This window comes from Pseudotamlana haliotis, assembly GCF_008806375.1.
Taxonomy (GTDB): domain Bacteria; phylum Bacteroidota; class Bacteroidia; order Flavobacteriales; family Flavobacteriaceae; genus Pseudotamlana; species Pseudotamlana haliotis.
This window is the reverse complement of sequence record NZ_WAAT01000042.1, coordinates 23658-36648: the sequence shown is the minus strand read 5'-3', so window position 1 is coordinate 36648 and position 12991 is coordinate 23658. Positions and strand designations below refer to the sequence as shown.

The window sequence follows — 12991 nt, the reverse complement described above, 5'->3', positions numbered from 1 at the left end:
TATGACAAGGGAAGAAAGGCTTTTAGATTTTATTGTGTTTACATTTTGTGATTACGAATTGTTAAATGATATAATTGATTTTTTTTATCAAGAAAAAAACATAATTGAAGATTATAAAGATTTTTTAGATGAAAATATTGAGGAAATTCCTGAAATATTGACTTCGAAAATAAATTACAATGATGATTTTCAGTCCTTTGATGAGTTTTTAGATAAGGATGAACAAAGATTAATTATTGAATATTTTTCTGACAATTACAATCATTATTATGATGGAGGTATGCCTTTAGATATAAGTGCTGAGGATTTTGGTAATTATTTTGAAAAGTATCTACAATTTAAAAAAATAAACAGTGGTGTTTATATATCATTCTTTGTACAGTTTTACAATAGTGTTGAATCCTTAATGAAAAGTGAGTTAACAAACGAATTGAGTCATATTGAAAACACTTTTTTGCAGTATAACAGGTTAAGTTTAGATTTGTCGGATAACTTTAAAAAATTAAAACAAAAAGAGTATGAGCATTCGCTTTTTGAATCCATTAATAAGAATCATTTTCAAGTCCAGGGCTTTATAGATAATTTTGAAAAGCAAGAATTTTTCTTAGACTCTAAAGAAACTATAATACATCTGTTAGAAACTCTTCCTGTTGGTGATTATAATCATTGTTTAGGAGGGTTGAAGTTTGATGTAAAACAAAACCTTAGTCAATTACCTCTTGAATACCTTAACTATACATATTTTGGTGTTAAAACTGAAAATTCTATTGAAGAGCGTCATAAAAATGAAGAACTTAAAAAAGAATTAGAGGATTTAAAGAAGAAACATACTTTACTTGTTACAAATTTAGATACAAAAGGTTTTTGTGATGCGGAAATTAATATTCTTTTCAATTTATTGCAGAATAATAAGTTTTCTAAATTAAACATAAGAAGCAATGACTTCTCACAAGCTGTCAGTCAGTTTCATATTTTATATCTTTTTTTTGTTTTTGATTTTTACGAAGGAGAGCTTGATAGAATAAAAGATTTTAAAAAATTTATTAGCGATTTTACTTTGTTTAAAACTGAAAATGCTGAGCAGTACAGAAAGTATTACAGTAATCTCGATTCTAAAAATAGACATTATCCGTTTAATTCAGTAAAAAAGACTTCAGATATAATTGAATCCAAGTTGAATATTAGTAGGGAAAAATTAAAAAAAATACCTAAAATAAAAAATACAAACATAATGTATTGATAATTAGTGTTTTGTAAAAAAAATTCCCCTGTGTTTTTCCCTGTTTTCCCTTTTTTCAATTTTGCTTTAGCTTTTTCAATGAAGGAGAAGTGTAAAATTAAAAGAAGATGAAAAATTTTCAAGGCTTTGGTCTATCCGTAGAAGACTTACAAGTAATGATTACAGAAGCAGTAGCTTCAGAACTGAGAAAAGTAAGAGATTTAGTCTCAAGCTCTCAAACAGTAGAAAAGGATTTGCTCACACGAGATGAGGCGTGCCGTTTCTTAGACATTTCTTATACAACCATATGGGAGTATGGGAAGAAAGACCTAATTAAGCCTAAAAAATTAGGAGGTCGCGTGTACTACTCAAAAAGCGAATTGTTAAATCTTTTAAACGATGTAGCCTAATGAGAGTAGAATTAACCACTTACGAAAAAGTAGTAGAAAGCTTTAACTACTTAGAGGTGCAATTAGAGAAAGCTAAATTAAGCAGAGAAACAGCGATTCTGTATTTTCAAACACTTTTAAATGAAGAAGAAAATGATTGGATTAAAAGACCTCATTATACTTTTAAATTAGAGGCTTTTGAAACGTATTTAATCTTTTTTAAACGCTTCAATTTTATTGAAGGGTGTGAGAATGAAAACACCTTCAGGATTTCTGAAAATTGGAAACGCGAAAAAGTACGCCATCTTGTGCCTGCTTCACTTTCTAAAGAAATGTTAGAATTAACAGAAACACACGAAGAGCTTTCTTCTTGTATTAACATTTCTGCCTAATACAGGCAACTAGTAATTAATTTTTTAATGACAATACCGCTAAGCGATGTTAATTCATCGCTAGGCTTGGTATTGCCTAAACTTAAATGAAAAAATGAAACAATATAGTATTATAAAACCGTGTATATTAAACCTAAATAACCGATTAAAACACTCCCCTCCTGATTTTAATTTTAATATAGATTACGCTTATTGGTTAGTTAGTGAGATTATAAAAAAAACAGCGTATAAATTAGAGAGCGATGAAACCGATATTTGGATTCCGTTATGCTCAATGATAACCAAGAAGCACCCGTACGATTATAGGCTTCATTTAAGGTATTTATGCGAAAACTTTCCTGTTATAGGAAATGTTTTGTTTAGAGATTCTTATGCTGTAGGAAACTGTTATTCGTACCGATTAAATCCTTATTTTTTTAAAGAAAAGGTTGAAATTGTTAATGTCACAGATAAAAAACTGCTGAGGTTTTTAAGGGCTAAAGCTGTTCTTAAAAGTGATAATGCTTTTAAAAAGGAATATAATTTTTTAGGAAAATATTTCAATGAAAAATTAACAATAGATTCAGAGGCGGCAAGCCGTAAAAATACCGATTTGTATGATGAGAATTTAAACTACAAGAAACACTTGCTAAATGCAGGTAAAATTACAGAGATAGCGAATGGAGAATTTTCAATAAAATATTCAGAGAGAACCGATGGTAGGTTGCATCATCAATTAACCAATCTCTCAAAAGAGTTACGCCCTTTTTTGAGGTACGACGGAAAAAAACTCGTAGAATGCGATTTATCTGCTTCTATACCAACTATTTTGTATTACATATTAAGTAATATAAATACTAATGATATTCATATGTCTAATGTTATTACTTCTAATAAGTATTACTATCGTCATTATATGTTCTGTAAAACGCTTGAAACACCTATGGATAAAGAGATTGCTCTTTTCGGAGAAAAAGTCATTTCAGGGCAGTTTTATGAGACTTTTATAGAGGGTATGCATACCATTCATAACTTCGATAAATCCTTAAAACCCGATGAGTATTACCTAAAAAATGTTGAGCGAATATTTGGTAGACCGTTTGATGGTGATGAAGATGATTTGCGTCAAGTTGTGAAGCTTAATTTCTTGTCTATGCTAAATGCTGAGTCAGGACAGTTTCTAAATGAAGAAGCAGAGTTTAATATGCTTTTTCCAAGTATTTTAAAATGGTTAAAACAGTTTAAGAAAATTGATCATAGGTGTTTTTCTTATTTGGTGTTACAAATGGAGAGTTATTTCATGTTGGATATAGTTGCGCGTGGATTTAATAGAAAGTTTAATGGTAAGAAGCTGTTATTTACCCTTCACGACTGTTTAATTACAACTGAAGACAATATTGATTACTTGTATCAGTATATGAGAGAAAGTCTCTCAGAGGTGCTAAAATTCACCCCTGTATTTAGTGTAAAAGTATGGGAGTGATTGTTTGGGTTTTAAGTTTGATAAAATGCATTAATAAAATGGGGGTAGGCTTGATGGATGTATTTTTTAAGAAAAAAGATAAAATTATCATAAAGTCAGTTGGGATGCGTTCTGCAAGTTGGGCTGAGACAGGTGATATCCTTGATAGTGATACACAGCAAGAATTAGATGATTTAGTCGATGGCTATCTTTAATCATTAGGTGAAGATGATTTAAGCTATTCTATAAATGTATCATATGATTCTGAATTAGGCGTTACGGAGAAGTTTTTGATTTATGGTGATGTTAGTGAAAATGAAACGAAAGAAGGACGAAGAACATTTGAAAAAACTATTTCATTTTTTAGACTGTAATATAGCTGGGCATAACAGCCCGAGTATTGAGGAATTCGATTATGATAAAGATTGGGGCTTCTCTAATTTTACAGAGTACTTCGAAGAAGATTTCGAAATTGAAATATAATTTTTTGTATCTAAGAAATTTACATATGAAAGTTACCATAATAGGCATAGTGAGCTTAATACTTTTCTCCTGTAATAACAAGGGAAGAGAAGTTGAAGCTATTGTAAAAAACTTTGATAAAAAGTATTACGCCAATGGTTTTGATTATCCTGTTGGTAAACCTGATGCTGATAATTACTACAATGCTCAGTCGTTTAGAAAAAACAATCACTTAGGTGATGATTGGAATGGTGTTGGTGGAGGAAATACAGATTTAGGTGACCCTATTTACGCTATTTCTAAAGGCTATGTAAGTTATGCTGAAGAGGTTTTTTTTGCGTGGGGTAATGTTATACGTATAGTTCATATATTAAAAAATGGCGAAATGTATGAGTCTATGTATGCCCATTGTGACGAAATATTGGTTACTGAAGGAATGTATGTTGAAAAAGGAGATAAAATTGGTACAATAGGGACTGCAAATGGTAAATATTTAGCTCATTTACACTTCGAAATCAGGGATGAAATTGGTATGGAGATAGGATCAGGTTATGACATTAATACTAGAGGTTATTTAGATCCTACAGAGTTTATTAACACGCATAGGTGAATTTCTAAAAAAAAATAAGTAGGTGTTTTTTTGTAAAAAAATGAAATAAAAATCTTAAATTAATCTCTGAATACTAACTGTAAATTAGTAAAATTATAAAAAAGATACTTGGTCTATTTTTAGCAATGACATTTTTAATATCATCATCATCATCATCATCATTATCATCATCTGATGATAATTCTGTAATAATACCGATATAAACCCCTCAAACTGGATTCAAGGAGCTTGGTTTGCTTGGTGAGACAAGGATAGGGTTTAGGTTTACATATGATGATTTTTGCGATATCGTAGGTAGTCAGACTTCATGTTGGAAAAATGGAATTGAAACGTCAAATGGTTTAGTTGCTGTTTCTGAAACAATTGATAGTGATAATTATATTATAAGTATTCAAACAGGTGGAACTATTACAAACACATATCACTTTGGAAGCTATTCAGATATAGAAATAGAAATTGTTCAATCGTCGGGGATTAACCCAAAATACGTCAAGCAATAGAAGAAATTAGCTCACTTAAAGTTAGTGGCTATCGCTATTTTAGGTTCGGAGATTAATAGGTTAAAGGGAAGTGGTTAGCTTCCCTTTTTCATTAAAATCTTAAAATTTCATAGCTAATTCTGTAGTTTAATGCGATTGTTGTTTTTGATTTTTATTGTTGGTTTCCCACTTTCAAATGATATTATTGCATCAATAAATACTTTTTTATTTATGTAAGTCTCATCAGGTATATTGTCAGAAACAGAAGCCAAGTATACAAATATGTTGACATCATCATTTTCACAATCATCTACTTGCAGTTTTTTTATTTGTTCCCCGCTTGGAGCTGTAAATTCATTTAAACAAACTAAAGTTCCTTCAATAATTACATTTTGATCAATATATTTCATTGCGTCAGAAATATTGATGGTATCTTTTTGAACAACCTTTTTTACCTCATGTTCATAGTCCAAGTCCTTATTTAGAAATTTTAAAAAATACTCAGATTGATTCATCCTTTGCCTTTCAATTTCCCCAGGTTTCTCTGATATCAATATTTCATTAGATTGAGGTAAGTCTTCAAATTTTATTATTTTTTTTCTGATTTTACCATCTTTTTCCTCAAAAATAGTATCACCAATTTTTAGATTAATTACATAATCAGAAGTGGTATAATCCATATCATCAGAGGCTTTTTTAAAGTTAAGTCTTTCATAACTTTGATAATTTACTGAGTCTATTGATGTTGAAGTGGTATTTAAATCCTTTGATATTATATTTTTTGACATTTGTAATATTATATCTTCTGATTGTTCATCGCTATCTAGGAATAAACGTGCGCTAGTAGTTGATTTGGAATATATTGGCTTCTGGTCGTCAGGTATATAAGAAAAATTAAGCTTGCCTTTAAACTTAGCGTTAACTTCAAGATTTTTACTTGTTATATAGGGGGAAGAAATTTCTATTTCTTTAAATTTTAGGGATAGAATTCCTTGATCCAAAACCATTGTCGTATCTCTTATAGCACTGTTGGCAATTCTTAATTCATCTTTAATAGAAAATGTTGAGTTCTCCTCAAGTAATTCAATCACTTTATCATCTACAATGGAATTTAAAATAGATGAAACTAAAGATTCCTTAGTTTCTAAAGTAAACCCTATATTGTCAAGAGAAAAATGGCCTCTTAAAGAATTATAATTCATTTTAGTAGTAATATATGCATTAGCAAAGAACGTCCAGGAACCAAATAGTCTCTTTTTTTTCATTATAATTTTAATTGAAAGATTGTCATTGTCAGTTCTAAATATTTCAACATCAGAAACTTTAATAATTTTCTTGATAGAAGGTTGTTCTGAGATATAATTATTCAAATCTGTTTTAATTAAATTGCCAATTGTTTTTAATTCAAAATTGAATTGTAAATCTAAATATGATTCGTTTTTGATATTAATTCTTGTTTCAAATGGAATATCATTTGGGGAAATTGATGGCTCTATAGGGGTTAAATTTATTTGAGGAATAAACTCCAATCCTGCAGTATAAAATATCCTATTATTTGCTCCAGTAATTTGACCAGATAGGACCTTTCTTGGATTAATGTTTATCCATACATTATCAGCTATTTCTTTTGGTTGACCAATGCTTCTAGTAAAATCATCTATTTCACTTCTGAAATTTAATTTATCATCATTGTCATCAATTGCTTCTACAAATGCATCATTAATAGCGTCTTCAGCCATTTTTTCTATTTGAGGTTTTATTAAATTTGCTAAAACTGGAAATAGTAAATTGTCTAAATCTTGTCCTTCTAAAACTGGAAGGTTGGGAGAGAATTCACCAAATCGAAAAGTTGTAGCACTTTTATCAATATCTATTTTTATTTTACCTGGTTCCACTATTGTTATGTTACCTTTAGCTTTTACATAGGAATCAACAGGAGATTTTATGACACTATTAAGACTGAGCGTTGGACCTAAAGGAATAATAGCTTGGTCATAATCAAACTTTAAGTTTGTTCTAAATTTAGTGTTAAATTCAAAAGTATTTCCATTAAAACTAAGCTTAACATCAACTAGATCGGTTGGATAATGAATTCTAACTTCTGTTTTGTACAATTTTTGATATGTTTTAATTACTTCTACAGCAACCCATTGAAATACGGCTGCTTGAGGTTCAACCCATACTAAAGTGGTTTCCCAAACAGATTTCAGTACATTTTTCCAACATTTACCCCATTTCCATGGTTTTAACAAACATGAATAACTTTCTGTCACCGTTTTAGATACTTTTTTACTAACTTCTAGCCAATAACCTGGTTTATAAGGTGTAATTAATTTTTTAATTAATTCTTTCTCTGTTATACTTTCTGTTGCTGCTATAGTAGCAATAACTTTTATAGGGTTTTCATTTACGATTGGATTTTTGATTTGACTTCTTATGGAGTTTATTACGTCGTTTTGTGAAATAGAAGCATTTATTTTTACAGTAGAGTAATTAGGAGTTCTTATTGGAGTATCATATACCAATCTTGGAGGAGGAGTTACTTTAATGGTTTTGCAAGAAGTAAAAAATAAGAAGAAAACAAAAAAGCCAAATAATTTTTTCATAATAGTGTTTGTTTTAAAGTAGGAGAGCTTCTGATTAAGAAAATGGAACACTAAACTTTGCTAATAATTAATAAGGCGAGATTATAAATATAAGAAATTTATGTCAGAAAGATTAAGTAAGTTATCTCTCCTTAATAACTACTGGATTGTAGATGATTATATGAGCTAATTACAGTGGTTTTATGCAAAAGAGAATATTATAATTATTAATAAAATTATAATAACAAAGAAATTCTATCAGAATTTATTCTTATATTTTCAGGAGTTATGAAAAGTCTAATTTCAAATAGCAATTAATTCTAATTAAAAAATGAGAGCAACATTAACGGCATACGTGAATCATTCAGATAGAAAAAAAGCAATTGCAATTGTTAAGTCTGTAACCGGTGAATATTTAGATTTTTTTTCAGAAAAAAATTTGTGCCTGAGTTTGGCAGGTGAAACTTCAATTGAAGTAAGAAATCAAAGTGAGGCGTTTGAAATTGAAAGAGAACTTCTTAAGTTTGATGTACTAAAAGATGTTGATGTTTTAATAGATGATAGCTTTGAAGAACAACTCATAAATGAAAGGTATTCAGGTGTAAATGAATTAATTAACGACTCAAAAAGTAAAAGGCCAGATCCTAGTTGGTATCATAACAATATTAAATTGAAAGAAGCTTTTGCTTTTCTTCAAGAATCTTTTGAAAATGGTTCTGGATATTATGATATTAATAAAAGTAAAATAAACTTGGCTTTAATTGATACAGGATATTCTAATCATCCAGAAATTACAAGAATTGACAAGGTAAATGGAAGAAATTTTTTGAAATGGGAGAGTTTTAAGAAGCCATTAGACAAATTGCAAAGCACAAGACCATTCCCAATTTCTTGGGGAGGTCATGGTACTTCATGTGCAGGTATAATTAATGGTGTTCAAGCGATTATTCCTATAGATAATCAAATACCAAAAAAAGATGTTTTATTTGATGATCTAAACAATGGGCTGGATAAATATGGTAGTATTAATGTAATTCCATTTAGAGTTTCTCGGAATATAATTTCCTTTGGAAATAAAATGCCTAGAGCAATTAATTATATTATCAAGAATGGAACAATGCCAGTAGTTTCTATGAGTCATGCTTCATTAATGAATCGAAAATCCTATAGGCTCGCCACCATTGACGCTTATAAAAATGGCGTGATTTTTATAGCTGCACCCGGTTCTCATGTTTTTAGATCAAAAAAAGTTTACACATACCCCGCCAAATACCCATGGACTATTGCACCAGCTGCATCAAAACAAAATAATAGACCATGGGCTTACACTCATGGAGGAAGAGAGGTTGATGTTTGTGCTCCTGGTTATGAAATCTATATTCCTTACCCATATAAGAAAAAAAAGAGAATTGGTTATGGATATAAATGGAGTGAGGGGTCAAGTTTTGCTGTGCCAATTATAGCAACTGCTGCATGCTTGTGGAGAATGCATCATGGGTCTGGCTTAGATAATTTTTCTCCTGTAGAGCAGATTGAGCTTTTCCGATCTATTTTGAAAAGAACTGTAACAAGGTTTCCTGATGATGATATAAGTACAAAGTTATATGGTTCTGGGGTTGTGAATTTTGAAAAATTAATGAAAGAACCTTTGGATAGGGTACAATTTGAAAAGAAGAAGCCTTTAGATATGTTTATATCTCAGGATATAAATTTTGAAAACTTCTATTCAATTGATAAAGAGGAGGAGACTATAAAAAGAGAACTTATGTTTTTAAAGTTAAATGAAATTTCATTTAATTCTGAGAAATCTATAAATGAGTTAGACTATTTCCAAGATAGAGGTAGTGATTTAATGAAGAATTGGATTAACCAAATAAAAAAGAATAATAAACAGCCTTTAATTAAAATCAAAAGTATAATTGAAGACTCATTAAATAGATAGGTGATATTATGATTATCTTTCTCTTGTATTTTCTATAATTGTTTAACAGTTATGGTTTGATTTTTTTTAATTTATTAAAAATCAATGTCAAAAAGACTATTACTAACATAACCGTTACAACTTTACAAACTCTTTATGCTAGCAGTATGTTATCTGCCTTAGATGGGCAGTTATTAGTACTGAAAGGTTTTTACTTTCTCCCTTTTTAGTGTAATGTCTAATTATCCGTAAATTAATATGATGTTTATTATTTCTCGAAAGGGTCTTCATCTGCCTTCATGAAAACAGTTCCTATTTTTTTATATTTCATTGGTTTCCCCTTAACACAAAGAGAATAAAGCCCCCTTCCCATACCTGTAGAAGAACTAATAAATATGATTTCATCCTCTTTACAGCTCATATCAACCATTACATGTTTTAGAAGTTTTTTATTCACTTTGCCTTCCTTAAAGTTCGGACCTAAGTCACAGCCTTTATTGTCAGTTACTGCTTGTTCGGAGTCCGCGTACACCCATGTTTTGTTTGGTTTGAGTGTTACCGTTTTTCCGTCTTGGGTGATTGCTGAAATATTTTGAGAATACCCTATTGTGGAAATAAGTAGGCTTAAAATAAATAATGTTTTTTTCATGATATGCATGCTTCTAGATTAATATGTTAAAATATGAAAACTCTGTTATAATTTATACAAAATTTTACTTTTTTATTAAACTTTATATATTGACAAAATCGAAATACTTTTGGCAGATGTTAAATGTTTTAAAATAAAGATCTGATTTTTCAAAATCATCTGTCAGGTATAGTTTTCGATTTACCTCTATCATGATTGAATAGACTCTCCTGTCAATGTTGTAGTATTGTAAAGGCACAATAGTGCCTTTATACGGGCTATTTACTTTTACTGATAGTCCTGCTGATTTGAAATACTCAATACTGCGTTCTAAAAGATCTTTAGGAGTGTGAAAACTATCTGCTCCTATACAAATATCAGGTCTGTTAGCTGTTTTATCTAAAGCTCTTGGGTGTGGTGTTTCAGGAAATGAATGGCAATCAATTATGATAGCTTGCTGATGGATAGCTAATTGATTTTCTACTTCTTGAGTTAGCTTTTTATGATGTACATCGTAATAGTCCTGAAGAATCTTTTCTCTTTGTGATGTTGTAAGGACTCGCATTAATTCACCGTTTTCAAGTTTCGTGTAAGTGGCTCCCATGCCTTTTTCAGACATAACTTCATCACAATCTTTTCTAAAACGTTCTACGTCACAGAAAACTCTTGAAAAAGGAGCTGTTACAGGTATCGAGTTCGGTGTGATGAACAATTCGTCTGTAAAATGGTCTGTTAGTATTAAAGTTTCATTGTCTAGTGTTTTTTGATCAACAACAAATCCTAAATAATTTGGAAAATATGTGCTTGAGTGGGGAATGTGTAATACTGCTTTTTTCATTTTAATGAATTTTAAGATTAATAAAAATTCATTACGAGAATCGATGCTTGGGGAATTGTCATTTTTTTCCGTTAGGCTCATTTTTTTACCACCTTCGCTTGACTTGCAGGTTGGTACTCCATATTAAAGGAGTTCGTAATGATATTGCAAATATAATTTATTTTTTACTTAACCCTAATATTAGGATCTATACCTTCTGATTGTTCAAACATAATAGTCTCATCTAGGTATTCAATAACCACCCTGTTTTGTTTAAACTTTATCATAAGTTTTTTTGTTAAACGTTCAATCTCCTCTTTTAACACTGTTTCAGGTAAAGGGAACTTGGGGTAGTTTATAAAGTTAAGTGTAAGATGAGGTTCTTTTTGCCTGCTCATAACAATAATTGTTTCGGATACAGCAGCCGTTAAAAATATTTTCTTACTTTGAATTAATTCATCTTGTAGTTTTTGAATGTGCTTAATAATAGATGCTTTACTGTTAAGTGTTTTACTGTAACCTTGAACTAAGCCTATTGTGACTTTTGCTGAAAAAGGGTTAATTGTTTTTTTTATCATTGATAATTATTACTACTTTGAGTGGCTACCTGTTATATCGTTTTTTTACTTATACATAAGTATAGAGGATTGAAGATAGTTAAGTTTTTAAAAACTATTATTTATCTATGCTAATTAATAATGTCTTATTAGGAGGTGTGTTTTGTTTTGGTTGTTTTCTTTTATGTTAATTAATTGAGTTTAGTTTCCAGAAATCCTTTAATTTTTCGGCATATTCTTTTGGGGTGATTTTGATATATTCCAAAAACTGTTTTTCTGTTTTGTGACCTGTTATTTTCATAATAGTTAAAGTGTCAATTTTTCCGTAAAGGTTTGTTGCAAATGAACGTCTGCAGATATGAGAAGTAACTAACTCAAACTTAGGGTATATTCCGTGTTTTTTTCGATATATATTTTTCTTTTTACCTTTTTCAACTACTGTGTCAATGTGGCATAATTTAGCGCCTTCAACCTTTTCTGTAAGTTCTACTAATTGGCATACCTTCTTTATATAAATATTGAACTTTTGATCACTTATGGATCTTGGGAAATTACCTTTTCTTTTGTCTAATATAAATTTAACTTGGTTGTGTAAAGGGATGATAACAGGAAAGTCTGTTTTTATTGTTGTTTTTTCTATGTAGCCATCCTTTATGTTTTTTTTGGTTAGCTTTAGAAAATCAGAAATTCTAAACCCTGTTCTTAGTCCAATGATAAGCCAATCTCTTGCGTTATCTAGGTGTTCTAATTTAAATGTGGCGTTGTATATTTTGTTTATTTCAACTTCGTTTAGGTAAATGTCTTTTGTTTTGTTGCTTGGGCTGTAAAACTCAGGAAATCTATAGTCATTTGGGATTTTTATGTTTTTTCTAACAGCATTTCTGCAGAACAACTTAATGTCGTCAATATAGCCTCCAATTGTATTTGGGTTGAGTTGTTGTTCTTCTTCTAAGAATTCGATAAATTTTGTATGGAAATCGATGTTTAAATTAGATAAAAGAACCTGTTCATTTGTGGAAGCTTCAAATGCGATAATTTTATTTTTGGTTGTTTTATAATGTTGTATGGTTCTTTTAGAAACAGGAGTGTTGTTTTTTGTTTTCTTTTTGTGAGACTCTAAAATAAAAGCATCAATAAAATTGGTTAAGAACAGGTGTTGGTTGGTTTCTTCGTTTGCTGTTCTTCTTTCGAAAAATGTAGATATTTTATCTTTTAGCCAACTTGAGTTGATAATCTTGGTGTGAATTTTTGAATCCTCATATTCTTTTCTAATAAAAATATTAAATTCAAATAGTTTTTTGTTGAACTCGTGGGAATTCATTTTATGAGTTGTCAATATTTGTTGTTTAGTTTGGCTCCACCTGCCTTTTGGCACTTGGATTCCTGTAGAGAGTTCGATATCAAATTGCCCACCTTGCTTAAATCTGTAGTACAAAGTATTCCATTCGTCATTTTTTTTTGTTCTATACGTCCCGCTTGCCATAAATTCAT

At 30.0% G+C, this 12991-nt stretch carries 14 protein-coding genes and 1 riboswitch; of the genes, 9 read left to right on the top strand and 5 right to left on the bottom strand.

The window, feature by feature from the left end; translation table 11 throughout:
• Position 1 precedes the first annotated feature (1 nt).
• From F6U93_RS08415 to F6U93_RS08385, 8 genes are all read left to right on the top strand, one after another.
• A complete protein-coding gene (locus F6U93_RS08415; RefSeq protein ID WP_150938773.1) occupies positions 2-1240 on the top strand; it encodes a hypothetical protein in 1239 nt (412 codons plus the stop codon).
• 107 nt (positions 1241-1347) lie between these two features.
• Positions 1348-1629: a helix-turn-helix domain-containing protein gene (locus tag F6U93_RS08410; RefSeq protein ID WP_150938771.1), complete on the top strand. Its 282-nt coding sequence runs from the start codon at positions 1348-1350 to the stop codon at positions 1627-1629.
• Complete coding sequence (locus tag F6U93_RS08405; RefSeq protein ID WP_150938769.1) at positions 1629-2000, top strand: hypothetical protein; 372 nt, start codon at positions 1629-1631, stop codon at positions 1998-2000. The genes F6U93_RS08410 and F6U93_RS08405 overlap by 1 nt, the downstream gene beginning before the upstream one ends.
• Positions 2001-2094: 94 nt before the next feature.
• A complete protein-coding gene (locus tag F6U93_RS08400; RefSeq protein WP_150938767.1) occupies positions 2095-3462 on the top strand; it encodes a hypothetical protein in 1368 nt (455 codons plus the stop codon).
• Positions 3453-3656 (top strand): hypothetical protein, encoded by a 204-nt coding sequence (locus tag F6U93_RS08395; protein WP_150938765.1) that lies wholly within the window; start codon positions 3453-3455, stop codon positions 3654-3656. Before F6U93_RS08400 ends, F6U93_RS08395 begins: the two co-directional genes overlap by 10 nt.
• Before the next feature lie 100 nt (positions 3657-3756).
• Positions 3757-3924 carry a hypothetical protein gene (locus tag F6U93_RS14630; RefSeq protein WP_191963476.1) on the top strand — a complete coding sequence of 56 codons (168 nt, stop codon included), beginning with the start codon at positions 3757-3759 and terminating at the stop codon, positions 3922-3924.
• Positions 3925-3949: 25 nt separating this feature from the next.
• Complete coding sequence (locus F6U93_RS08390; RefSeq protein ID WP_150938763.1) at positions 3950-4513, top strand: M23 family metallopeptidase; 564 nt, start codon at positions 3950-3952, stop codon at positions 4511-4513.
• A gap of 233 nt (positions 4514-4746) precedes the next feature.
• On the top strand, positions 4747-5013 hold the full coding sequence (locus F6U93_RS08385) for a hypothetical protein (protein WP_150938762.1): 267 nt from the start codon (positions 4747-4749) through the stop codon (positions 5011-5013).
• A gap of 113 nt (positions 5014-5126) precedes the next feature.
• Here F6U93_RS08385 and F6U93_RS08380 read toward each other — a convergent pair whose 3' ends face one another.
• Positions 5127-7598 (bottom strand): DUF4403 family protein, encoded by a 2472-nt coding sequence (locus tag F6U93_RS08380; protein ID WP_150938760.1) that lies wholly within the window; start codon positions 7596-7598, stop codon positions 5127-5129.
• Between the two features lie 310 nt (positions 7599-7908).
• Between F6U93_RS08380 and F6U93_RS08375 the strand changes: the two genes are divergently transcribed.
• Positions 7909-9519, top strand: coding sequence for a S8 family peptidase (locus F6U93_RS08375; RefSeq protein ID WP_150938758.1), 1611 nt, complete (start codon positions 7909-7911; stop codon positions 9517-9519).
• 247 nt (positions 9520-9766) lie between these two features.
• Here F6U93_RS08375 and F6U93_RS08370 read toward each other — a convergent pair whose 3' ends face one another.
• From F6U93_RS08370 to F6U93_RS08355, 4 genes are all read right to left on the bottom strand, one after another.
• Positions 9767-10147, bottom strand: a complete 381-nt coding sequence (locus F6U93_RS08370; protein ID WP_150938756.1) for a hypothetical protein — start codon at positions 10145-10147, stop codon at positions 9767-9769.
• An 82-nt stretch (positions 10148-10229) separates the two neighbouring features.
• The gene (locus F6U93_RS08365) at positions 10230-11045 is read right to left on the bottom strand and encodes an N-formylglutamate amidohydrolase (protein ID WP_150938754.1); all 816 of its coding nucleotides are present in this window, start codon (positions 11043-11045) and stop codon (positions 10230-10232) included.
• Positions 11017-11111: riboswitch (SAM-I-IV-variant riboswitch) on the bottom strand. It overlaps the preceding gene by 29 nt.
• 17 nt (positions 11112-11128) lie before the next feature.
• On the bottom strand, positions 11129-11521 hold the full coding sequence (locus F6U93_RS08360; RefSeq protein ID WP_150938752.1) for a hypothetical protein: 393 nt from the start codon (positions 11519-11521) through the stop codon (positions 11129-11131).
• Positions 11522-11687: 166 nt separating this feature from the next.
• Positions 11688-12983 (bottom strand): phage integrase SAM-like domain-containing protein, encoded by a 1296-nt coding sequence (locus F6U93_RS08355; RefSeq protein WP_150938750.1) that lies wholly within the window; start codon positions 12981-12983, stop codon positions 11688-11690.
• Between the last annotated feature and the right edge of the window lie 8 nt (positions 12984-12991).